Source organism: Flavobacterium sp. LM5 (assembly GCF_002017945.1).
GTDB classification, from domain to species: Bacteria; Bacteroidota; Bacteroidia; order Flavobacteriales; family Flavobacteriaceae; genus Flavobacterium; species Flavobacterium succinicans.
This window is the reverse complement of the sequence record NZ_MUFX01000002.1, coordinates 383,063-407,591: the sequence shown is the minus strand read 5'-3', so window position 1 is coordinate 407,591 and position 24,529 is coordinate 383,063. Positions and strand designations below refer to the sequence as shown.

20 protein-coding genes, 1 tRNA gene and 1 pseudogene are annotated in these 24,529 nt (G+C 33.9%); 8 read left to right on the top strand and 14 right to left on the bottom strand.

From position 1 onward, the window contains the following. Nucleotides 1–145 precede the first annotated feature (145 nt). The 4 genes from mutL (at nt 146) to BXU11_RS10180 (ending at nt 4,827) form a co-directional block, all read left to right on the top strand. The gene (mutL, locus tag BXU11_RS10195) at nt 146–2,005 is read left to right on the top strand and encodes a DNA mismatch repair endonuclease MutL (RefSeq protein ID WP_078212452.1); all 1,860 of its coding nucleotides are present in this window, start codon (nt 146–148) and stop codon (nt 2,003–2,005) included. Then, nucleotides 2,002–2,760, top strand: a complete 759-nt coding sequence (locus BXU11_RS10190) for a rhomboid family intramembrane serine protease (RefSeq protein WP_139363487.1) — start codon at nt 2,002–2,004, stop codon at nt 2,758–2,760. The genes mutL and BXU11_RS10190 overlap by 4 nt, the downstream gene beginning before the upstream one ends. A gap of 58 nt (nt 2,761–2,818) precedes the next feature. Continuing rightward, entirely contained in the window at nt 2,819–3,685 is an 867-nt protein-coding gene (locus tag BXU11_RS10185; RefSeq protein ID WP_024981311.1) for a rhomboid family intramembrane serine protease, read from the top strand. 98 nt (nt 3,686–3,783) lie between these two features. Continuing rightward, nucleotides 3,784–4,827 carry an endonuclease/exonuclease/phosphatase family protein gene (locus BXU11_RS10180; protein WP_078212451.1) on the top strand — a complete coding sequence of 348 codons (1,044 nt, stop codon included), beginning with the start codon at nt 3,784–3,786 and terminating at the stop codon, nt 4,825–4,827. Between the two features lie 573 nt (nt 4,828–5,400). Here BXU11_RS10180 and BXU11_RS10175 read toward each other — a convergent pair. From BXU11_RS10175 to BXU11_RS10140, 8 genes and pseudogenes are all read right to left on the bottom strand, one after another. Further along, nucleotides 5,401–6,021 (bottom strand): WbqC family protein, encoded by a 621-nt coding sequence (locus BXU11_RS10175; protein ID WP_078212450.1) that lies wholly within the window; start codon nt 6,019–6,021, stop codon nt 5,401–5,403. Nucleotides 6,022–6,097: 76 nt separating this feature from the next. Next, nucleotides 6,098–7,654, bottom strand: a complete 1,557-nt coding sequence (gene lepB / locus BXU11_RS10170) for a signal peptidase I (protein WP_078212449.1) — start codon at nt 7,652–7,654, stop codon at nt 6,098–6,100. A 35-nt stretch (nt 7,655–7,689) separates the two neighbouring features. Beyond that, a pseudogene (gene dapB, locus BXU11_RS10165) lies at nt 7,690–8,393 on the bottom strand (4-hydroxy-tetrahydrodipicolinate reductase). Nucleotides 8,394–8,419: 26 nt separating this feature from the next. Beyond that, nucleotides 8,420–8,974 (bottom strand): DUF5683 domain-containing protein, encoded by a 555-nt coding sequence (locus BXU11_RS10160; protein WP_369803205.1) that lies wholly within the window; start codon nt 8,972–8,974, stop codon nt 8,420–8,422. Nucleotides 8,975–8,979: 5 nt separating this feature from the next. After that, nucleotides 8,980–9,879: a ParB/RepB/Spo0J family partition protein gene (locus BXU11_RS10155; RefSeq protein WP_024981317.1), complete on the bottom strand. Its 900-nt coding sequence runs from the start codon at nt 9,877–9,879 to the stop codon at nt 8,980–8,982. Nucleotides 9,880–9,884: 5 nt separating this feature from the next. Next, nucleotides 9,885–10,652: a ParA family protein gene (locus BXU11_RS10150; RefSeq protein ID WP_024981318.1), complete on the bottom strand. Its 768-nt coding sequence runs from the start codon at nt 10,650–10,652 to the stop codon at nt 9,885–9,887. Between the two features lie 406 nt (nt 10,653–11,058). Further along, nucleotides 11,059–12,507, bottom strand: a complete 1,449-nt coding sequence (locus BXU11_RS10145; RefSeq protein WP_078212447.1) for an IS1182 family transposase — start codon at nt 12,505–12,507, stop codon at nt 11,059–11,061. Between the two features lie 253 nt (nt 12,508–12,760). Then, nucleotides 12,761–13,399 (bottom strand): PliI family lysozyme inhibitor of I-type lysozyme, encoded by a 639-nt coding sequence (locus tag BXU11_RS10140; protein WP_078212446.1) that lies wholly within the window; start codon nt 13,397–13,399, stop codon nt 12,761–12,763. Between the two features lie 231 nt (nt 13,400–13,630). On the opposite strand from BXU11_RS10140, the gene BXU11_RS10135 reads away from it, so the two are divergent. Together BXU11_RS10135 and trxB are read left to right on the top strand one after the other, a co-directional pair. After that, nucleotides 13,631–13,705, top strand: a tRNA-Pro gene (locus BXU11_RS10135). 253 nt (nt 13,706–13,958) lie between these two features. Beyond that, nucleotides 13,959–14,906 carry a thioredoxin-disulfide reductase gene (gene trxB / locus BXU11_RS10130; protein WP_024981320.1) on the top strand — a complete coding sequence of 316 codons (948 nt, stop codon included), beginning with the start codon at nt 13,959–13,961 and terminating at the stop codon, nt 14,904–14,906. 211 nt (nt 14,907–15,117) lie between these two features. On the opposite strand, the gene BXU11_RS10125 is transcribed toward trxB, so the two are convergent. From BXU11_RS10125 to BXU11_RS10110, 4 genes are all read right to left on the bottom strand, one after another. Further along, nucleotides 15,118–15,858 carry a head GIN domain-containing protein gene (locus BXU11_RS10125; protein ID WP_024981321.1) on the bottom strand — a complete coding sequence of 247 codons (741 nt, stop codon included), beginning with the start codon at nt 15,856–15,858 and terminating at the stop codon, nt 15,118–15,120. A gap of 2 nt (nt 15,859–15,860) precedes the next feature. Next, complete coding sequence (locus tag BXU11_RS10120) at nt 15,861–17,585, bottom strand: PspC domain-containing protein (RefSeq protein WP_024981322.1); 1,725 nt, start codon at nt 17,583–17,585, stop codon at nt 15,861–15,863. A 2-nt stretch (nt 17,586–17,587) separates the two neighbouring features. Continuing rightward, nucleotides 17,588–17,920, bottom strand: coding sequence for a PadR family transcriptional regulator (locus tag BXU11_RS10115; protein WP_078212445.1), 333 nt, complete (start codon nt 17,918–17,920; stop codon nt 17,588–17,590). A 122-nt stretch (nt 17,921–18,042) separates the two neighbouring features. Further along, the gene (locus BXU11_RS10110) at nt 18,043–18,498 is read right to left on the bottom strand and encodes a DUF4870 domain-containing protein (protein ID WP_078212444.1); all 456 of its coding nucleotides are present in this window, start codon (nt 18,496–18,498) and stop codon (nt 18,043–18,045) included. A 286-nt stretch (nt 18,499–18,784) separates the two neighbouring features. Here BXU11_RS10110 and BXU11_RS10105 point away from each other — a divergent pair, with 286 nt between their 5' ends. Continuing rightward, entirely contained in the window at nt 18,785–19,237 is a 453-nt protein-coding gene (locus BXU11_RS10105) for a DUF4442 domain-containing protein (RefSeq protein WP_078212443.1), read from the top strand. Between the two features lie 51 nt (nt 19,238–19,288). On the opposite strand, the gene BXU11_RS10100 is transcribed toward BXU11_RS10105, so the two are convergent. Together BXU11_RS10100 and BXU11_RS10095 are read right to left on the bottom strand one after the other, a co-directional pair. Further along, the gene (locus BXU11_RS10100; protein WP_024981326.1) at nt 19,289–19,471 is read right to left on the bottom strand and encodes a hypothetical protein; all 183 of its coding nucleotides are present in this window, start codon (nt 19,469–19,471) and stop codon (nt 19,289–19,291) included. Between the two features lie 428 nt (nt 19,472–19,899). Next, nucleotides 19,900–21,501 carry a hypothetical protein gene (locus BXU11_RS10095; protein WP_078212442.1) on the bottom strand — a complete coding sequence of 534 codons (1,602 nt, stop codon included), beginning with the start codon at nt 21,499–21,501 and terminating at the stop codon, nt 19,900–19,902. 192 nt (nt 21,502–21,693) lie between these two features. Here BXU11_RS10095 and BXU11_RS10090 point away from each other — a divergent pair, with 192 nt between their 5' ends. After that, the gene (locus BXU11_RS10090) at nt 21,694–24,396 is read left to right on the top strand and encodes a DEAD/DEAH box helicase family protein (protein WP_078212441.1); all 2,703 of its coding nucleotides are present in this window, start codon (nt 21,694–21,696) and stop codon (nt 24,394–24,396) included. Nucleotides 24,397–24,529: the final 133 nt, after the last annotated feature.

Here is a 24,529-nt window from a genome sequence, read left to right as displayed (position 1 = left end):
AGCCTACACTACCCAAAATAGTGTAGGTTTTTTGTTTTTTTTTATGAGTAGATCGCTAGTAAAATCGAATAGTTTTTACTTAAATTTGTCCTCCTTGGTTTTAAAACATAAACCACCATCAGAAAACCCTAATCTATAATTTTTAATGTCTAGTATTATTCAATTGCTTCCCGATCATGTCGCTAACCAAATTGCTGCTGGTGAAGTAGTGCAACGACCTGCTTCTGTAGTAAAAGAATTACTAGAAAATGCTGTCGATGCCAAAGCTACCGATATCAAATTGATTATTAAAGATGCCGGAAAATCTTTGATACAAGTTATAGATAATGGAGTAGGTATGAGTGTAACGGATGCGCGTTTGTGTTTTGCACGACACGCCACATCCAAAATACGCTTGGCCGAAGATTTATTCTCGTTAAACACCAAAGGATTTCGGGGTGAAGCCTTAGCATCCATTGCTGCGATTGCGCATGTGGAAATGAAAAGCAAACAAGATCAAGAAGAATTAGGTACGCATATTATTATCGAAGGTAGTAAGTTTGTATCGCAAGAAGTGGCTGTTTTGCCGAAAGGCACCTCTTTTGCTGTAAAAAATCTTTTTTTCAATATTCCTGCGCGTCGTAACTTTTTAAAATCTGATACGGTTGAGTTTCGTCATATTGTCGATGAATTTCAACGCGTTGTGATGGCACATCCCAATATTCACTTTACTTTTTTCCACAACGGAAGCGAAATGTTTAATTTGCCTCCAGCTACTTTGCGCCAACGTATTGTGGGTATTTTTGCGGGTAAAACCAACGAAAAATTGGTACCCGTCAACGAAGAGACAGAAATTGTCACCATTCAAGGTTTTGTTAGCAAACCCGAATTTGCCAAAAAGAGTAGAGGTGAACAGTTTTTCTTTGTCAATGACCGATTCATAAAAAGTGGTTATTTGCACCATGCGGTGATGGCAGCTTTTGACGGCATACTAAAAGACGGTTTGCAACCCAGTTACTTTTTGTACCTTACTGTGGAGCCCAATACTATTGATATCAACATTCATCCCACCAAAACCGAAATAAAATTTGACGATGAACATGCCTTGTACGCGATTCTTAGGGCTTCCATCAAGCATAGTTTAGGACAGTTTAACGTTGCTCCAGTTTTGGATTTTGATCGTGATGCTAATTTAGACACGCCCTATCATTACAAAGATGTAGAAGGTTCTTTTCCTACTATCGAAGTAAATGGTGATTTTAATCCTTTTGCAGTGGTTGATGCTGCGCCAAAAAAATCTTTTTCGACTTACAAAAAGCCTGAAAGCACTTCCAATTGGGAGAGTTTGTATGTTGGTTTAACGCAAGATCCCGAGCCAGAACCGGAGCAATTTGTAAGTATGGCTTTTGAAACGGATGCCATTTCCTCTGCGCTATTTTCAGATACTGAAGTAGAGCAAGCGGTTCAAAAAACCTATCAAATCCATAAAAAATATATTGTTTCGCCTATAAAATCAGGAATGCTAATTGTAGATCAACAACGAGCCCACCAACGTATTTTATACGAACAGTTTTTAACCAATATGACGATGCACCAAGCGGCTAGTCAGCAATTGTTGTTTCCGTTGAATTTGTTTTTTTCTAATGATGAAATGGTTTTAATTACGGAATTACAAAGTACATTGACTGCGACAGGTTTTGTTTTTGATACTTCGGCTACAGATCATGTGGTGATTTCTGGGATTCCAGTAACCATTTCCGAAAGTGAAGTGGCTTTGGTTATCGAACAATTATTAGCCGATTTGCACGATGGAATTCCCGAAAACAGTTTTAGTCAAAGCGATACCATAGCCAAGTCAATGGCGAAAAGCTTAGCAGTAAAAACGGGAACGTATTTGAATGAAAAAGAACAAGAAAATGTAGTCAACGGACTTTTTGCTTGTAAAGAGCCCAATATTTCTCCTTTTAATAAACCTACTTTCATTACGATGCGTGTGGAAGATTTAGATAAAAAATTTGCTGTATGATGAATATTACCCCAACCGTTAAGCAATTGTTGATTATTAACGTATTGTTTTATGTAGGTTCCATGATTGTGGGAGAACCTGCATATCACTTGTTGTCCATGTATTATTTTGGGAATCCTGATTTTCATTCATGGCAAATCTTTACCCACATGTTTATGCATGCTCCATTACCAAATGTAATGCACATTTTGTTCAATATGTTTGCGTTGTATTCGTTTGGATCGGCCTTAGAACATTTTTGGGGAGGTAAAAAATTTCTGTTTTTTTATATTTCCTGTGGTTTAGGTGCAGCCTTGTTGCATACTGGAGTTAATTATTATTTCTTCGAAAATGCAATAGATACCTTAGTGGCTAATGGATTTTCAAAACCCGAAATTTTACAGATTTTAAGTGAAGGGAAAATGGATACACGTTGGCAAGAATTGTTAACCGTGACCGAGTTTAGAGAGTTTATTAGTGCTTACATGGGGACAATGGTAGGAGCTTCAGGAGCAATTTATGGTCTTTTAGTTGCTTTTGCGTTCATGTTTCCTAATGCTGAATTAGCTTTACTGTTTATTCCTGTGCCCATCAAAGCAAAGTATTTTGTGCCAGGATTATTGTTGATCGACTTATATTCGGGTGTGTCTGGTGGTTCTATTTTTGGCGGTTCATCTGGGATTGCTCACTTTGCCCACTTAGGCGGCGCATTAATTGGGTTCTTGATGATGTGGTATTGGAAAAAAAATCAATTCAACAACAATCGTTGGAATTAAATTAAGCAAGTACTGTTCAGTAGTTTTGTTTATATTTGATTTATAAAAGCTTTATTTTATGACAATTTTCAATGATTTAAAGTCTCGTTATCGCTTGGGGAATGTTGCGTTGCAGCTAATTTTCTGGAATATAGGGGTGTTTTTGATCGCTATATTGTTTTTTTATCAGTTCAAATCGGGGCAATTTTTGTTTCCAAATTGGCTTGCTTTGTCTTCGGATCCTTTGGTGTCTTTGAGTCGTCCTTGGACCTTTCTAACCTATGCTTTTTTTCATGACGGTATTGGTCATTTGTTTTTCAATATGATGGTGCTGCATTTTTGTAGTCAATTATTTTTGACGTTTTTCACTACCAAACAATTTATGGGATTGTATGTGTTGAGCGCCATTTTTTCAGGGATAGTGTTTGTGTTGTCGTATTACTTCTTGCAATATACCTCAATGATTGTTGGAGCTTCGGCTGCTATTTATGCCATTTTAGTGGCTACCACGACTTACCAGCCTCTAATGCAAGTGCAATTGTTTTTGTTTGGCAATATCAAATTGTGGTACATTACGGCAGTGGTTTTGTTGTTGGATGTGTTACAATTTCGTGTAGAGAATATGGGGGGACACATCTCTCATTTAGCAGGAGCCTTATTTGGTTTTGTTTATATAAAGCTCTTGGTAAGCGGGGTGGATTTAAGTAAATTAGTTTCTGGAGTTGTTGATTTTTTTTGGTCGTTGTTTCAAAAACGAAACAAAACGCCATTTAAAAAAGTACACGTTAATTATGCCAGAAAAGAAGCTCCTAAGACAGTGTCTAGAATTGTAACCAAAGACAAGACACAACAACAAATTGATGAAATTTTAGATAAAATCAGTCAATCGGGTTACGATTGTTTGACCAAAGAAGAAAAAGAATTTTTGTTCAAAGCTGGAAAATAGTTGAATGGGGTCTTTGATGCATTTTGATCCAATATTATTTTAAAAATGGTGCTACTTGCCTCTAAAGATCTTCAACAAACAATAAATATAAAGTAATAATGAGAAACCTTTCATGGTTTAATAAAGTGATGTTTTTCTTGAATATAGTACTCACTGTATTCACGTTTACTGCTTATCTGTTTCCTTTTTTATCTCCCAAAGTTTTTCCTTTGTTGGCGGTGTTTACGTTGTTTATGCCGGTGTTTTTTGTGCTCAATGGATTGTTTTTTATCTATTGGGGAATTCAGTTCAAAAAAAGAATGATCCTTTCGGGATTGGTTCTGCTCATGGGCATCACTTTTATCAATAAATTTTATAAATTCTCCACTAAACCGTATCAAGATTCTCCCAAGGATTTTAAGATTATGAGTTATAATGTGCGTTTGTTTAATGTGTTTAAATGGATTGATCGCGATGGTATCCCGCAGGAGATTTTATCATTTATCAATCATAACAATCCTGATATTCTTTGTATACAAGAATATTCCAATCACGGAAATATCGATTTGAAAGTATATCCACATCGTTATATTTTTATTGAAGGTGATAAAATCCGTACTGGGCAGGCTATTTTTTCTAAATTCCCAATCCTGGATCAAGGTAATATCGTCTTTCCTAATTCAAATAATAACGCCATTTTTGCAGATATTAAGCGTGGAAAAGACATTATTCGGGTGTATAATATTCATTTTCAATCCATCAAAATTTCGCCAGATGTTCACGAAATTTCAGAAAATATTGAAGTGATGGATCAACAAAAATCCCATAAATTATTCAATCGCATTAGCAAAGCCTTCAAGCAACAACAAGAACAGGCTAAAATATTAATGGATCATAAAAAAGAATCCAAATATCCTGTCATTATTTGTGGTGACTTAAACAATAGTGCGTTTTCGTACGTGTATCGCAATGTAAAAGGCACTTTGAAAGACGCGTTTGAAGAAGCTGGAAAAGGTTTTGGACAAACGTACACTTTTAGATATTACCCTGCCCGTATAGATTATATTTTTGCAGATCCTCTGCTAGAAGTCAAAGAATTTGAGAGTTTTCCAAAGTTTCAAAACTCAGACCATTATCCTATTATGGCTAAGTTGAGTTTTTAAACAAATGAAAAGCCATGAGTCTTTTAATGAGTATGGCTTTTGGTACTTTTTTTTTGTACTAACAATCGATAAGAACTATTAATTGTAGTGATAATAACCGTTGCTTCTATTCTTTACGGTATTATGCGTTAGGGATTATTTTACTTATATTATTTTCATAGGTGTTCAATGAACTTTGTTTGCAGTGAAAATCCTTTTTGAGGTTTTTTTGCCTCAAAAAGATTGTAGCGTAAAGCCAGATCCTTGTGGTAACGCCCAAATGGATACATTACATAAAAGCCTTTGTGTGCTGTATGTAACTCAATGTTGTTAAGTTAAGATATTTTTGGTTGTAGATTAACGATTCTTGACCCGAGCGGTAGCGAACTGGTAAAGCATTTTAGATTTTGTGCCAATAAATAAAAAAAACTAGTTTTTTCAATGGTTTACACATCAGAAATCAAGAATCGTTATTTAAAAATCAGCAATCAAATTATTGATTATTCCTTAACTTCATGACATTGGGATGTAGCTGTGTAGCTTCACCCGTGTGTTATCCTAAAAATTTGAGAAAGAAAAGAAGTGTTTTTTAGATTATAGTACTAACTTTTGATTTTGCAAGTACTCTAAAGCAAATTTTCCTTCGTTAAAAATTAAATCCAATACACTCAAGTTGTTGATAAAGCCATGTTTGTCATCAAAAACCTGTGGGTAAGTAACAAATAGGTTTGGGTCTTTTTTTCCATTAACCAAGGTTCTGTAGTCCAGGACTCCGGGATCAACTTTATGAAAATATTCATTGGTTTTTGAATAAGTCAGTGGGTAGCGGAGGCATTTTTCGATCAAGGCCAGCGTTTCGAAATTTAGATCCATCAAAAAAGTATGTTTCTTTTCAAAAAATGGGTAAATATCGTCCTCAAAAAACTCAAAGAAAGGCGAGCTTCTGTAACCGGCTTCCAATGATTTGAAGTGTTGTTTCTGCCAATCAAAATCATTTTCAATTTGCACGTCTTTCGTTTTTTGGTGTACCATGCTGGTATGTTTCACCGGTATGTTGAGCATTTGGATGCCGTTTGGACTATAAATATAGGTTCGGTTGCGATTGGTTTGCTTTTGAAAGTTGTCGTCCATTTCAAAAGTAATACTATCGGCTTGAATCATGGCGGCCATTTGGCTAATCGATGGGAAATAGGAAGGGTGTAAAAGAGTGTTCATAGTAGCGTCATTACATGTCAAAAGTCATACCATCCGTTTGGAAAATATGACTTTTGAATATACTTAAAATTTAGTTTTAAATTTCGTTTTTTGCTTTTCTTTTTTTCCAGAAATATTCTCCGATAAAAAAGGCAATCAAAGCGATCAAGAAATATTTGAAATAAGATTGTGGTTGACCTTCACCGTTAACAGTTGTAAACACGCGGTCCCAACGGATTTTGTTGATACCTTTTCCGTTAGTATCCCAACTCATCCATATAAAAACAGGTTTTCCTACAATGTGGTTTTCTGGAACAAATCCCCAATAGCGGCTGTCTTCCGAGTTATGACGATTGTCTCCCATCATCCAGTAGTAATTTTGACCAAAAGTATAGGTTGTGGCTACTTTTCCGTCAATTCGGATTTCTGTACCGTTGATTTCTAAGGTTCTGTTTTCGTAATCGTCAATAATGGTTTTGTAAAAGGGTAATGTTTCTAGGTTTAAATCTACAGTTTTTCCTTTTTGAGGAATGTAAATTGGCCCATAATTGTCTTGGTTCCAGTTTTTGGTATGCGGGAAAACGCCTTTCTCAGTCTCTTTCGATACTATTCTAGTAACTGCTGTAATGCCAGGCACTTGTTTGAATCGTTCGGCTGCATCTTTTGTTAAGGCACTAATATATAAGGTGTCGCGTCTTTCATTGTCCATGAATCCAGCCGGATCGGTAATGTCTAATTCTTTGAATAAAGATTCAAAATCGATAGGTGTTTTGCCATCTAGGGCAAGTTTATAGGAATATTGAGGTTTGGCTCTTTCGGGTAAGATAAGTTCTTTTCCGTCAATGTAAATTAAACCGTCTTTTATAGATAAATGATCTCCAGGTAAACCTACACAACGTTTTACATAGTTTGATTTTTTGTCGATAGGTTTTTCTACACGCAAGCCAGATTTGTCTCTGAATTTATACACGGTGTCAACGGGCCAGTTGAATACCACAATATCATTTCGTTTGATATCTTCAATAGAAGGGAATCTCATGTAAGGCAATTGTGGCCAATTTAAATAAGATTTTTTCTTAGTTAGCGGAATCGTATCGTGAACCATCGGCATAGCAACGGTTGTCATTGGAACCCTTGCGCCATAGTTCATTTTGCTTACAAACAAAAAATCTCCCACCAATAATGATTTTTCTAAAGATGGAGTTGGAATGGTAAACGGTTGAATGAAATAGGTATGCACAATCGTAGCTACGATAACGGCAAAAAGTAATGAACTTACGGTATCGGCAGCTTTGTGATCTGGGCTTAAGTTTCTGTCGGTTACATGATTGAGTGGTTGTGTGTAATTAACGTAGTACAAGTACAACCCAAAAGTGGCTATTACTAGGATAGTATCTAGAGTAGAGCGTTTTCCAAAACTGCGTAAGGTTTCGACCCAAACAACAGGAAACATTATCAAATTGATTACTGGAATGAAAAGTAATACTGTCCACCATGTCGGTCTACCAATAATTTTCATTAATACAATTGCATTGTAGATTGGTACAGCTGCGATCCAACGTTTTCTTCCTGCACTTTCGTACATTTTCCATGTACCTAAAAAATGAATAATTTGAATAACTAAAAAGAAAACAAACCAAGAATATAGTGTCATAAAAACTGTATGTTAAAAGCTAAATTAAGCTATGATTAATTGAAATTTAAAACATCTTTCATGGTGAAAACACCATGTTTTCCTGCCAACCACTCTGCTGCAATAACAGCGCCTAAAGCAAAACCTTCTCGGTTGTGTGCAGTGTGTTTTATCTCTATTGCGTCTATGGGTGAATTGTAGGTTACGGTATGTGTCCCAGGAACTTCGCCTGTTCTGACAGCTTCAATTTGGATTTCGTTGTCCTTGGGGCTAGCGTCCATGGTCCAATTGGAATAGTTACTATGTTCTAGTACGCCTTCTGCTAAGGTAATAGCTGTTCCGCTTGGGCATCTAATTTATGGATATGGTGAATTTCTTCCATAGCAACTTTGTATGAATGGTAAGGAGCCATGATTTTTGCTAAGTATGAATTTAATTCAAAAAAAAGATTCACTCCTAAGCTAAAATTGGAACTTGAAATAAATCCTCCGTTTTTCTCTTTGCAAAGCGCAATCATCTCGTCATAATGTGCTAGCCATCCTGTGGTGCCTGAAACCACGGGCACATTGGCGTGGAAACTCGCAGATATATTGGCTATAGCAGCTGCTGGCACACTAAAATCGATGGCAACATTAGCATTTTCTAGGCCATCATAAGTGTTGAATTCATCTTTTTTCAAAACAATTTCATGACCTCTTTCTAAAGCAATTCGCTCTATTACTTGGCCCATTTTTCCGTATCCTAAAAGCGCAATTTTCATTTTTTTTGATTTAAAATAAGTACTTTTTAAAAAGTATAATTGAAGGTTAGACCCACATTGGGGCGAAAAGTTACATCGTTGGGGTAAATTTCTGGTTTTAATGAGAGATTTTCGTTGACATTAAATTGAATAATAGCCGCGTCTACATTGGCATCAATAATATTCAATACATAAAACCCAACGGTAACTAATGCCGATAAATCTCTGTTGCGTTGGAATACTCTTTGTGCGGCAACCAATCTACTGTTGTCTAAAAAAGAAAATTTGTCATCCGTGTACCCTTCTAATCTTCTTTTATAAGCATCTCGGTACTGATTGTATTTTCTATTGTTGTCAATATAAAAATACAAACTGGTTCCAATACCGGCATATACTAAAGGGATTTTCCAATACTTTTTGTTGTAGGCTTGACCTAATCCCGGCAAAATGGCTGAATAAAATGCAGCTTTTGCTGGGGTTAAAGGATCGATATCAAGAGGCGCAACGGTATCTTTTGCAACTAGGGCTACTGCTTTTTTTTCTTGTGAAAAAGCAGTGTGGTGTAGCAACAAAAGTGTAATGATGCATATGGTACGCAATATATTCACTACCCTTTGATTAATTTTAAAATTCTGTTTAAGTCTTCTTCTGAATGAAAAGGGATGGTTATTTTTCCTTTTCCTTTTGGATCTACTTTTAAATCTACTTTGGTGCCAAAATAAGAATTAAAACTGTATTGTTGTTCGTCATCGATCTCAAATGCAGCTGATTTTGCGGGAGCGCTAGATTTTGGCAACAAACTTTCGTGGTAGTTTTTTACTAAAGTTTCCGTTTCACGTACCGATAAATTCTGACTCACAATTTTTTGATACATTTGGGCTTGTACATCCAAATCTTCAACATTGATGATGGCGCGACCATGTCCCATACTGATGAAACCGTCTCTGATACCTGTTTGAATAATCGGGTCTAGTTTTAAAAGACGCAAGTAATTGGCAATCGTAGAACGTTTTTTACCCACTCTTTCACTCATTTGTTCTTGAGTTAATTGTATTTCGTCCATTAATCGTTGGTACGAAAGTGCAATCTCAATAGGGTCTAAGTCATGACGTTGGATGTTTTCCACCAAAGCCATAACCAAAGATTCGTTATCATTTGCAATACGAATGTAAGCAGGTACGCTAGTAAGTCCTACTAATTTTGAAGCACGCAAACGACGTTCCCCAGAAATTAATTGGTATTTGTTAAAATCTAATTTACGAACCGTAATGGGTTGAATTACGCCTAATTCTTTGATAGAAGTGGCCAATTCACGCAATGATTCCTCATTGAAATTTGTTCTGGGTTGAAATGGATTTATTTCAATAGCATCAATTTCAAGCTCAATAATATTACCAACAACTTTGTCAGCATTTTTATCCTCAACCGATTTTATGTCGTTTTCAGGATCTTTTAATAATGCGGATAAACCCCTTCCAAGTGCTTGTTTTTTTATTGCTTTTGTCATAAAACCTATTTGCTATTTTTCTTTATTATTTCTTGCGCTAAATGAATATAGTTTACTGCACCTTTACTAGTTGCATCGTAATTAATTATGCTCTCTCCAAAACTTGGCGCTTCACTCAATTTTACATTACGTTGAATTACAGTTTCAAAAACCATATCGTTGAAGTGTTTTTGAACCTCTTCTAATACTTGATTAGACAAACGCAATCTAGAGTCGTACATAGTTAGCAATAGTCCTTCAATATCCAAATCTGGATTATGTATTTTTTGAATACTTTTTACGGTATTCAATAACTTGCCTAATCCTTCGAGTGCAAAATATTCACATTGAATAGGAATAATAACAGAGTCTGCTGCTGTAAGTGCATTCAAAGTTAATAAACCCAATGAAGGCGCGCAGTCGATCAATATGTAGTCATATTCATCTTTGACGCTTTCTAATGCTTTTTTAAGCATGTATTCACGATTTTCCTTGTCTACCAATTCAATTTCGATAGCCACAAGGTCAATGTGAGCAGGAATCACATCTACATTAGGTGCGGTACATTTTAAAACCGCTGCTTTTGGTGTGTGGCTGTGTTCTAAGATTTGGTAGGTACCAATTTCCACAGATTCCACATCAATTCCTAAGCCTGATGTGGCATTAGCTTGAGGATCAGCATCAATTAATAATACTTTTTTTTCTAAAACTCCTAAGGAAGCTGCAAGATTTACGGATGTTGTGGTTTTTCCAACTCCTCCTTTTTGATTAGCAATAGCAATGATTTTGCCCATTTGTTTTTTTAATTTTGAGCGGTAAAAATACAATTTTTTATGGTTATTGAAAATCTATTTTTAGAACATTTGTGATTGTTTTCTGAATCTTTTTTCAAGACTATATTTTTTACAAGCGAAAGCGCTTCTAATTACAGAATTATTTTTTTTACTGTTTCTTTTGGAGCTATTTGTTAAATTTTAATTGTAAAAAAAAGAGGAGCTATTTGATAGGAGGCCACTGAAAAACCTCGTCGAATTTGATAGGCATTGTTTTTAGACAATAAAAAAACGCTTATAATTGGAATTTTACCTTCCTTTTATAAGCGTTTTCTCTTTTTGATTAATTTTATTTGAGATTTTATTGTGGCTACATTTCGATTTATCTAAGTTCATTTTAGATGAATCTGGAAGTAGACCTGATTTGCTACATTAATTTCAGTATTCTTTTTAAATTGACTGTAAAAATAGCCATTGCACCCTGCATTTGCATATTGTCTATACCGTACGATAGTGCTCTGTCATAACCGTGTACATTTTTTAACTCACTATTTTTAGCCTCTATCTTGTATCGATGTTTTGCTTTTTCCTTGTAATATTCTGTTTCTTGAAAATCTATTTGGTCTTGATGTAATTTTGATTTTATAGATACCGAATACGTTTTTGTTTTGGCTCCATCTTTATAACAACCTTCTTTTAAAGGGCAAGACTTGCATTTTTCGACATCAAAATAATAAGTGTCTGTTTGGTTTTTTCCAACATCTTTGGTTCCTTGACGTGCTTTTCGTATTGCCAAATGTCCTGCTGGGCAAACAAACCTATCGGCATCTTTATTGTAATCAAATTTATCTTCATCTTTTCTAAATCCTTGTGTTATCGATGGATTTAGTCTTGCTACTACTTTAATATTTTGTTCACTTGTGATTTTAAGGTTTTCTTTTCCAGAATAAGCCGCATCGCCAATAATGGTGTCTACATCAATTCCGTTTTCTTGACTAATTTCTAAAAGTTTAGGCAATTCTGGTTCATCACCTTTTTCTCCAGATGTAACTACAGCTGCAGTAATGATGCGCTCTTCGGTCATAGCCAAATGAGTCTTATAGCCAAAGAAGGAACTCTCGGCAGACTTATGACCTATTTTTGCGTCGGTATCTTTTGATAGGGTTAAATTTTCTTGAGTATCTTCTACCGTTTCTTTTAACAGGTTTAATTTTTCTTTCACAGCTGGTATTGAACTTATAGACGGCTCATTTTCTATACGTTTTTCTAACTCTTTGCAATAAGCCAGTTCCTTTCCTAAATCATTGTCGGTATTTTTTTGAGGCATACGTTCTTTGAATTGGTCATCAAAGGTGTATACTGTTTTTCGAAGCAGTTTTGAACGTTCTCTCAATACTTCGATTGCTGAAAATGGATTGGATCTTGATAAAGTATGTGTGGCATCAACAATAATAGACTTAGAGCGGATGATGCCTTTTTCAATAGCTATGGTTACCGTTTTGTTTATCAACAGATTTAATAAATCGGTGTCTTTTAAACGCAGTCTTCTGAATTTTGTCAACGAACTAGAATTGATAACATCGTCTTCTGGATTCATGTCCAAAAAATATTTAAAGGACATATCGTAACGCGAACGCTCTACTACATCAACATCAGAAACGGTATAAATTGTTTTAAGAAGCAGATACTTGAACATACGAACAGGACTTTCTGCCATACGCCCATTATCGGCGCAGTATTTATTCAATAACTCGTCGTAAATAAAGGAAAAATCAATCAAATCATTGATCTTTCTTAAAATATTTTCCTTTGGAACGATTAAATCATACAATGTAGAATGCTCGCTGAATCGTATTGTTTGTTGCTGTACTAACACTTAAAAAATATTAAAATTACAGCTAAATATAATAAAAAAGGAGCAGGAAAGCTAAGCTTTCTACTCCTTTAATTATCGCTTTTATTCCTTAAAGTACTTTTTCAGTGGCCTCATTTGATAGACTCCACTTTTTTTAGAAGTATTTAATTAAATGAGGTAAATAGATTTTTAAATTTTTTTTATTAAAATTGGATCAACTTAATTCATAAAACTTGTTTATTGATACATAAAAAACAGTTACATATATTGAATGTTAGTATTTAATTATTTTATCAATTACAAATACTCTTGAGGCTTCACCATTTTTAAGTTTGTATTGAATTTGTCGAGTGCCTCCAGTGGGTTTGCTATTATTATCTCCTTCTTTATAGACTGGAAAGCGTTGTATTAATGTACCCTCAACAAGTGCAAATTCATCATGCCCCATATATCCTTTGTTCGTTTTTGGATTTTCGACTATGCTTGGAATTGTGATTTCACTCATTGATTTATTATTATTTCCTGAAAAACCAATTGCAGTTCCGTAGCTTCCACTTCCAGCACTGGTGACATAAATCAATAATTCTGGCGAACCATCTGCATTAACATCGTCAACTTCTATGTTATTAATTGAGCCATCAATTGTTTTTGTGATAATAGAATTGTCTTCCAAAAAACCTTTTGGTTGAATGGTCAAAGTGTTTCCTGTTACTGCAATAGCGAAGCTTATATCTTTATAGGTGACCGTTTTTGTGTAATCAGCTTTTTGTTCTTCCGGTTTTAAAATGGAGGTAGTGGTAGTATCTTTTGTTTGATTCGATTCACTAGATGTTACTGTTTCCGATTTCTTTTGACAACTAATTGATAAAAGGGTTAAGGATAAGACTAAGCTGGTTGAAATATTTTTTTTCATCTGAAATAATTGTTTTTAGTTGGTTAGAAGATTAAAGTTAATGAAAATGAAATAATAATCCCAATTCTACTCGCAATAAATGATTTTTAAGTAGGTTGTTCAAAGTCTGTATAAGTGCTTGTTATTGATTTAAATACATTTTTTTAATGAATTTATTAAATTGTAAAGTGATTTTATTTTTGAAATTACTTGTGATAGCCAAAAAAGTATTCTATATTTGCACCCGCGTTACGGGGTGTAGCGTAGCCCGGTTATCGCGCCTGCTTTGGGAGCAGGAGGTCGCAGGTTCGAATCCTGCCACCCCGACTAAATCCTTTCTGATTTTCAGAAGGGATTTTTTGTATATATGGAATTTACAGTTTACATATTATTTTCAAAATCGGCTGATAAATATCGAATTTCCGTTAAACGGAATAAACGCTGCCACCCCGACAAAAAACCTTTTTGAAATTCAAAAAGGTTTTTTTTTATTACCCCATAATCAAAACAAATACTTCAAATCGAGTTATTATTTTTTAAAATCCTATTTTTGCGTGTATTTTAAAAAACTCAAAACACAATGTCAAATACTATCGAAAAAATAAAATGCCTAATTATAGGTTCAGGTCCTGCGGGTTATACCGCGGCTATTTATGCTGCTAGAGCCAATATGAATCCAGTTTTGTACCAAGGAATGCAACCTGGTGGACAATTGACAACGACCAATGAAGTTGAAAATTTTCCAGGTTATGTAGACGGTGTAACTGGACCAGAAATGATGATTCAGTTGCAACAACAAGCACAACGTTTTGGCGCTGATGTGCGTGACGGTTGGGCTACAAAAGTTGATTTCTCTGGTGATATCCACAAAGTTTGGATTAATGACACTATCGAATTGCACTGCGAAACCGTAATTATTTCTACAGGAGCTTCTGCAAAATATTTAGGTTTACCATCAGAACAACATTATTTAAAAATGGGTGGTGGAGTTTCAGCTTGTGCCGTTTGTGATGGATTTTTCTATAGAAATCAAGAAGTGGTAATCGTTGGAGCAGGAGATTCAGCTTGCGAAGAAGCACACTACTTATCTAAGTTGTGCAAAAAAGTTACGATGTTGGTTAGAAGCGAAAAATTCAGAGCGTCCAAAATTATGGAAGAAAGAGTACGCAAAACCGAAAACATCGAAATCCTTTTAAACCACGATACCGTTGAAGTTTTAGGAGATGAGCAAGTGGTTTCGGCTATCAAAGTAAAAAACAAAACCACCGATGAAGTGTATGACATTCCAGCAACTGGATTTTTCGTAGCCATTGGTCATAAACCCAACACCGATATCTTCAAAGATTACTTGACTTTAGACGAAACGGGTTATATCGTTAACGTTCCAGGAAGTTCAAAAACGAATGTAGCAGGAGTTTTCGTAGCAGGAGACGCCGCCGATCACGTGTACCGCCAAGCCATTACCGCTGCAGGTACAGGTTGTATGGCTGCATTGGATGCCGAGCGTTATTTGGCAGCCAAAGAGTAATTTTTTTCGGAGCAGTATTCAAAGCGCTTTTTTGTGTTCAAAGTCCCGCTCTCCGTTACAATCTTTGTTGCCGAACCCCGGCAACAAAGGATTTTCACTGCGATCGAGGCTAAAGAACAGCAATGGTCTCTTATTTAGTTACATACTGAAATTTGTATTACAAAAAAAAGTCCTTCACAGCGAAGGACTTTTTTTTTGTTTCAACTAAAAACTATTCTTGGCTTATCGAACCGCCAGAACTTTCACTTTTCTTTAGTCTTTTAGGATTGTTTTTATAGGAGATATTTCCTCCACTAGACGCTTCGGCATCAAGACTCACCAACGGATGTAGCGATTGAATACTTCCTGATGAAGCCTGTGATTTGATATCGTTTGCCAACAACTCGCCAGCATTAATAGAACTTCCGCTCGAAGAATTGGTTTGTAAACTAATGGCTTTACCTTTCAATTCAATACTACTTCCGCTTCCAGAATCACAAATTATTTTTTCAGATTCTATGTTCAAATCTAGTGAGGCCGCACTCGATGCATCAATCTTAAATTCTGTAGCTTTAAAGGTAGATTTACTATTTACAGTCGAAGCACTATTGGCTTCAATACCTTCTATAATAGGAGCTCGAACAATTACTTTTTTCGAAGTGATATTCAAGAAAGAACTGTATTTACATCCAATAATAAGCTTACCGTTTTCTACTTTGGTAGTGATTTCTTTTTGCAAATTATCATCGGCTTCTACTATGATCTCAATTTTATCGGCTTGTTCTAGTACCAAATCGATAGCGTTTCCTACTTCAATACTTTTAAAATCGCCATTAACGATTCTTTTTTCTGTAGTTACAGAACCACTGCCGGTAATCGAATTCATGTTGGTTACTAAATTGCAAGAAGCAAAAAGTAAAGCAACTAAGGTAACAATGATAAATTTTGCTACTATGGTGATGATTTTTACCATGACTATTTGGTTTTAATAATAATACCGTCTTTGTTAATTTTCAATTCTTTGAAATCTTTATCCGACTTAATGACAGTGTCTTTCTTAATCGTGATGCCCTCTTCGTTAATTGTTACATTGGCCGAATCGTTGTTGTTTTCTACATCATCCCATTCGTTTTCATCCTCAGGGCAATTTAAACATTTTATCTGTGAATTTGTTACTTTGTATACGTAATTGTCAGAGCTATAGTGTAAATTGAAGAAATCATTATCTGAACGATCGTAGTTTTGTACTGATGCATCTGGTTTTAATAAAGTACCTTCTGGTAAATACAAATACAATTCTACTTCTTGATCACGGAATTTGTTTTTTACATCGGTCAATAAATAATTGTCTAAGTACAAATGATTTCCTTCTACTTTTATACCATATTGAATTTTTTCAGCTCTGAATTTAGCATCTTGAAAGGATTTTCCTTTAGCCGTTCTTTCAATTTGGATGTAAGGTGTTTTTTCATCAGTATACAAAATTCTTAAGCTTACATTATTAGAATAGATCAATTTGTTGTTCGCAGAATCTTGTACAAATTCAAATTCAGTATGATCGTCGATATCTTTAGTATAATAATCATTATATCTGAATTTCACGAATAAAGTATCATTTGTATTCAAAGGAATATTTTGTTTGGCTACAGTTTTTCCGTCATACGCTACTTGAGTTGCTGTTTTTACTCCTATAGAGATTAAGATGGCAACAGATATTAACCACAAAGCCAACAAACTATATTTAGCAATGTTTCCAATTGATCCAATTGTTGGGGATAATAATTTAAATCCTAAGATTGTTAAGAAAAAGAATGGAATGCCAACAGCGAAAAGCATCAATAGCGCGAAACTCCAAACTGGATAGTCAGCAAAATTCCCTGCTTCAATAAAGTTTTGCCATGGAAAATCAATAAAAGCAGAAGATCCTAAGGTAAACAACCCAATGAATAAGCTAACTAAAGTAAAAAGTCCTATTAAGATTAAAATAACACCCAAGACTTTAGAAAACACTTTAAAAAGGGTCATGATAAAATCACCTAAAGAGTTTCCCAACTTTTCGGCTCCAGATTTTACTTGGTTTCCCATTTTATCGTAATCGGCATTTTTGAATTTGCCAGATACATTTTCAAATTCCTCACGAACTTTTTTTTCAATATTGGAGATCGTTACGGGCTCCCCCGTCATTTCTAGTTTTTCTGAAGTGGTGATGGCTTCTGGAGTTACAATCCAAAGAATGATATAAGCCAATATACCTGAACCAAATCCAGCAAAAACAAAGATTAGGAACATGATTTTTAACCAAACCGCATCGATACCAAAGTAATGTCCAAGACCTGTAGCTACACCACCAATCATTCCTTTTTCTTTATCACGATATAGTTTTTTTGTGCTTCTGGCGTTGTAATTATTGAAATTTTGAGACTGTGTAGTTTCTTCTTCAATGATATAATCTTCAGGTTGTCCCATTACTGCGATAACTTCGTCAACATCTTTCAGCCCTACAACGTGTTTTTCGCTTTTTTGTTTTTCATTCAATAATTCTGAAACACGCATTTCGATATCTTTTATGATTTCTTCTTGTCCAGAAGATTGAGACAAAGAGCGTTTGATAGCTTCAAAATAACGAGTTAATTTTTGGTATGCATCTTCATCAATATGGAAGAACATTCCTCCTAGGTTTATATTTACAGTTTTGTTCATGACTATTGTTTTTGGTTGGTTATTAGACTTACGGCTTCGGATAATTCATTCCAAGTGCCGCTTAATTCAGTTAAAAAGGTTTGACCTATTTCAGTTAGACCATAATACTTTCTTGGTGGTCCTGAGGTTGATTCTTCCCAACGATAGTTGAGTAATCCGTCATTTTTTAATCGTGTTAGCAAAGGATAAATGGTTCCCTCAACTACTAACAATTTTGCGTCCTTTAAAGTGTCTAATATTTCAGAAGTGTAGGCATCTTTTTCTTTTAAAACTGATAAGATGCAAAACTCGAGAACACCTTTACGCATCTGGGCTTTTGTGTTTTCAATGTTCATAATTTTCGTTTTGATTTTTTGTTTGATTAGAACTGTTCGTTTTTTGATTACTTTCCATTACTGGTGATAGTTGAGATGATTTATAGCGTTGATTAGACTACTATATACTACTTTATAATTGATTACTTTATAAAGGGAATAGTGAATGGATATTGGTATTTTTCTCCATTTGATGTTTTCACAGCTGCAATAATTATTAAGAAGAATTCTGCTATTTTAAATCCAACAAAGGCAAGCGCAGCGATGATTCCAACTGTAATAAGTCCAATATGGTCTTCAAAATTAAAATTTCTTATCACTAATCCTTGATTGTGGTAGAATTCATCAAAGGTCATATTGTTAAAAACAGTAAAAATTAAAATGGGTAAAGCAATTGCCGCCATAACCAGTGAGTAAATAAGGATACTCAATTGAAAGTTAATAGCTTGTTTTCCGTGATGGTCTACAAATTCTGATTGATCCTTTTTTGAAGTCCAAATCAAAATAGGGAAAATATAATTTCCAAACGGAATTATATACTGGCTCAATGTACTCAAATGAGTAAAGGTTGCGATGTTTTTTTCTGATGATGTTTCCATGATTTAAAGTATATAGTAATTTCTTATGCAAATATATGTCTAAAAGAAAGTATCTTGTATCGCATAGTAGTAAATGTTAACAAAAAATTAACAAAAACGAAACAAAATAGGGGCTACTTTTTTGTCCTTGGTGAATGGAAATTACTAAATATGAGCTGTTACTGTAGTAGAAAAGTAAAAAAGGGAATTGAATCTTTTGGATTTAAAAGGGTTGATAAAGGTCTAGCCTATTTTTTATATGTACGCATAGTATTTTTTTGTATTTTTACCCAAAAACCAACCAATAATGGAAATAAATGTATCAAAATTGAATAAATTCTTATTATTCAAATTGCCATCTGCTTTTTTTTGTGGAGTAAGAGTAAAGGCTATTGATGAAAAGCAATGTGTGGTAAGTGTAAAACACCGTTGGATCAATCAAAACCCGTTTAATTCAATGTACTTTGCGGTTCAAGCTATGGCGGCTGAATTGTCTACAGGAGCATTAGTTATGTATCAAATTCAAAAGAGTGGTAGAAAAATATCCATGTTGGTAGCTAACAACAAAGGGAATTTTACCAAGAAAGCCACAGGCAGAATTACATTTATCTGTAATGATGGACATTTGATAGAAGAAGCAATAAAACAAACTATTGCGACAGGTGAGGGGCAAACCTTTTGGATGAAATCCATTGGAAGCGATGAAAAAGGAGTTCAGGTTTCTGAAATGGATTTTGAGTGGAGTGTTCGAGTGAAATAATTCTTCAGCTTTGGAGAATGCAAAAAAAAATGCCTCAATCGAGGCATTTTTTTATTCTGATTTTTTAGAAGAACAACATTTTTTACCTTCTGTTTTACAAGAAGACTTTGTTTTTGTAGCTTCTTTTTTAGTTGCTGCAGCTTCCTTTTTTGTTTTTTCTTTAGCTGGAGCTTCTTGTGCTTGAATAGATAAAGCAAAGAATGAAACGGCTAGAATAGTGGCTAATTTTTTCATTGAATTTTGATTAATAGAGTTAAAGACTATTTTTACGCCCAAATATAAGAATTAAATGATTCGCATACTGTAGTGTTATAATTTTATCTTTCTTTGAAATTTTTGTATTTGTTTAAACTGACAGGGAGATCTTTATCATGATGCAAAAAAAAAGCCTCAAATACAAAATTTGAGGCTTTTGGTAGCGAGACCGAGATTTGAACTCGGGACCTCAGGGTTATGAATTTGAGGCCTGTATTTTTGTTCCAGTGTTTACTGGGGTTCGCAAGGCATAAATATGTTAAAAATGATGTAAATCGTGTGCGTTAGAGTGTTCTTAAATTAATATTAATTGTTTCAATAATTTGTACTCAAAAGTATGTTTTTTTTGCTTTGAGAATTATTTTTTGTTGCTTAAATTGTATTTTTCTATAAACCATTCATAAGATTTACCATTCTTTCCAAGCTCCTTTTCTAACAAATTCAAGATATGTTCTGTATCTTTCGTAAGTTTTTTTTCTATCATCATAATCGCTGAGAAATCCCCGAATTTTAAGTATTGACTCAATTCTGACGGACAGTTCTGTGTTTCCTGAAGTATTGTTTTCGTTAATTCTTTTAATTGATTCGTCTCTGCATTTTTCAAACTCAATTTCAACTCTTCTTCCTTCTTTTTCAGTAAACTCTCCAAAATTGTTAATTTTTGATTCAATATCATCTGTTTCGCTTTCAAGTTCAGTCTTGATTCTTCCAAAGCTTTCAAGTTCAGAATTTTTAAGTTGTTCAAATCGTTTCTGTTCTTCTCTTTCAAGTTGTTCAGTAAAATTTCTGAGTTGCTCTTGTTCTCCGATAATTCTTTCGATTTCAACTTTAATTCGTTCTGAATCATTTTTAAGTCTTTCTTTTCGGGTTTCAAAGTCTTCTCTAAGTCTTTCTCCAATTTCTCCACGACTAATATACTCGCTGATTTCTCTTTCAAGTAATTCTTCTGATTTTCTAAGTTCTGTTGCCTTTTTAGTATATCTTCCTTCCAAGTCTGTGTACTCTTTTTCAAATGCAATTTGTTGTTTTTCAAGGTCTCTAAGTCCTTCTTCAACTTCTGCTTCTTGTTCTCTAAAGATTGAATATACTTCGTCTTCAAATCCTCTTTCCAGTTCGTCCAGTCTTTCTCTATTTCTTTTTGTGTTTGCCTTAACTCTTGATAATTCAGATTCAAATTGTTGTTCAATTCTTCTGTATTGTTCAGATCCCATGCTTCTCTCAATAGATCGTATGAGGTTCTTAATTTGGCTTGTTCTGCATGCGATAGATTCTCCAAAAAACTTTCTTTGGAGTTCATCAATTGATGATAATTCCTCTCTATTTCCTTTGGATGCTTGAAAGTAGTTAATGCGTTCTTGGTCATAATTATAAACCCATTTTGTGTTAGTTGTTGTTTGTAGGCTTTTTACAATATTTTTTTCTGAATCTTTAGGGATTACAATTTGAATTGTATTTATTCCGAGTCTTTTTAGTTTAACCTTTTTTTCATCATCTAATTTATGAGTAACCACAATTTCTACTAGAAGAATAGGTTCATTTTGAATGTTAAAAAAAGTTATGTCGGGTCGAATTAAAAGATTTTTATTCTCTAAGTCTGGATTCTTCCCACTGTGCACATTCCCTTCATCATCTTCATAAAAAGTAAGTTCAGCTCTTACATGATTTGCTTCAATAAATTCGGCTTCTTTTAGTAATACAGCTTTCTTTCCATCAGGAGAAAACGAATATAGATTGGGTACTTTTATGCGTTTTGTAAATTGGAGTATTTCAATTGCTAGTTTGTGCCTATAGTTTTGGTTACTAAAAGTACATTTTCTGTCATTATCAACACCTTTTGCAGAATGTCTAAAATATGATTTATGGAGAATGTTCTTTCGTTTGACGGCATCCATTTCTTCTTTACATCCTAAGCACCAATAACCCTTTCTGCCGCTTTCAGCATCACCAATGTAAATCACTTCATCTTTGATGTTTTTGGCATATTCATTTTCTTCTTTTATTCCTGACATAGATAATCTAAAACCTTAACTTTTGACAATATTTTTTTTTAATCAGTAAATTTTAATGATGATATTAGCTTAAAAATAGTGTAACTTTTAGCATTTATGTTTAATAGTTTTCAACTAATCTATCAAATATATTGATTTTCCTGATTACATTTGGGATAATTATTTTTTATCAAATCAATACTACAGTAATTAATGGAGTTACAATTAGAAAGCCTTAAATATCAAGATTTAGCCGTTCAATCTGTTGTTAGAATTTTTGAAGGAACAGAAAAAAATACATTTGATAATTCATGTAAAGAAGGTATTCGTTCAAATACTAATTCACTTTCAAAGTTTGAAATTGAAAGTAATATCCAAAAGATTATTTTAGAAAATGGAATAAATGAAGAAGTCGCCCATCTCTCAAATGATAATGATATTTGTATTGAGATGGAAACGGGAACAGGAAAGACATTGGTTTATGTTAAAACCATTTATGAGTTATTCAAACATTATGGTTTTACCAAGTTTATAATTTTAGTTCCTTCAGTTGCTATCCGTCAAAACATCATTGGTACTTTTAAAACTTTTAGTAAACAGCTTGAAAGTATTTATGGGATAACTCCAAATGCTTTTGAATATGATAGTAAGAAGCTTCAAAAGGTTACTCAATTTATAGAAGACCAGCATCCACAAGTGATGATTATGACTTTAGCCTCTTTTAATTCTGAGGATAAAATTTTAAATCAAGCGCAAAGAGAAGATTTATTCGATAACAAGCCTTTCATCAAAGCGATTGCTGATACCAATCCAATTATTATAATGGATGAACCGCAGGAAGGAATGGATACCGAAAATTCAATAAAACAAATTGCAAAACTGAATCCATTATATAAAATCAGGTATTCTGCAACTCATAAAGTGATGAAAAACTTGTTGTATAGATTAACTCCTTATGATAGTTACAAAGATGGGTTAGTAAAAAAAATAGAAGTATTAACGGTTACTGAAAAAAATGATGAGGCAACACTTAAAATTGAGTTGTCGGATATTCAATTTGGTAAAGGAGACCCAAAAGTAAAATTAAAAGCATGGCATTTAAATAAATCGACTAATAAAATCGATTTTAAAGTAACTGGATGGCTTAATAAAAATGATAATTTAGGAGAAAAAACTAACAACCCAAGTTATTTAAATTACACTATTTCAAACATTAATAAGAGTTTGAAATCGGGTTTGACAACAGTAACATTTTCAAATGGAACTGAAATATTGGAGAAGCAAATTTCAGGTGGCTTAGAGAATATTTGGGCTTTACAAATTGAATGGTTGATTCATAGACATTTTGCAAAATCTCAAAAATTAGCATCCAAAAATATAAAATGTTTGTCGCTTATTTTTATTGATAGAGTTTCTAATTATATGGGAGAGACCCCAATTATAAAAAATCTATTTGTAGAAAAATATAAAGGGATATATCCCGAATATCATCAAGGTCAAGTTCCATCAAGTGAGCATATCCAAAATATTCAAGGGTATTATTTCGCTCAAAAAGCAAGTGGAGAATTTGCTGATAATGAAGGAGGAGTTAAAGAACAAAGTAAAATTTATGAACTGATTTTAAAAGGGAAAGAAGAATTATTGACCCTTTCAAATCCAGTTCAATTTGTATTTTCTCATTCTGCTCTTGGTGTGGGTTGGGATAATCCTAATGTTTTTAATATTGCCACATTGAACAATTCATATTCTGAGATTAAAAAACGTCAAGAAATTGGGCGTGGATTGCGTATTTGTGTGAATCAAGAAGGACAAAGGGTTTATGATGCTTTAGATGTTGATGATAATGAACGTATCAATCAACTTACTGTTATTCCTAATGAAACGTATGAAACCTTTGTTACGCAATATCAAGAAGAAATAAAATCGGTTTATGGCACAACAAATGCGGGAGCTGGAATGACCCATACTCACAAAGGTGATGCGATGGACGTGGTAAAATTCAAAAGAAATAGTTCAACAGAAATGAACAAAGCTTTTAAAGAGTATTGGACAGCTTTAGCCAAGAAAACTGAATATACCATTGCTTTTGATGAAGAAAGTTTGATTGCAACAGCAAGTGAATTTATTTCCAAGATAACAATTCCAGATTTTGTAATTGAAGCTTCGAGCCATTTAATTCAGAGTATTACTGAAGAAGGAAGAACTGATACTTTTGGAGGAACCGATAAGATAAAACAAAAGTCCTATTTTACTCCTTTGGATTTGATTGAAGAGTTAAGCGAGAATACAGGTTTAAGTTATACTACTTTATTTAGTATTGTTACTAGATTGACCAACTTAAATGAAATGGTTAAAAACCCACCTCGTTTTATTCACGAAGCTTCAACAATAATTCGCAATGTTGAATTAGATGAAATGATTCGTGGATTAGATTATAATTTAACTGGAGAAAGTTACCCTTTTGATTTTGATGATTTTGTAAAGAATATGCCGAATACTCGTTATGTTGAAACCCCAAATAAAGGTGTTTTTGATAAAATGATAGTTGATAGCGATGTGGAGCGTAATTTTTCATTAGGAGCCGATAAGGATGCGGAAGTGGTGTGTTTTTTAAAATTACCAAGTTGGTATAAAATAAGTACGCCAATTGGAAATTATGAGCCTGATTTTGGGCTCGTAATGAAACGTAAAAACTTGAAAAGTGGTAATGAAAATGAGTTCTATTTTGTAATTGAAACCAAAGGAACAAATGATATCAACGACAAAAAAGCATTGACCGAAAGCGAGATTTACAAGATAAGATGCGCTATGAAGCACTTTGAAAAGCTTGGATTAGAGGTGCATTATAAAGCTCCAGTAAAAGAATTTACATATTTTAAAACCGAAGCGGATAAAATTATTAACGCAATATTGTAATTGATTATCACTTTCCTGATGTCAGGAAAGTGATAATAAAAGAGTCAAAAAAGGGAAAAGAAAAAACCATATTCCCAACATTAGGAAAATGGTCTGAAAAAATAATCCTAATTCCATCGAATTCGATGGAATT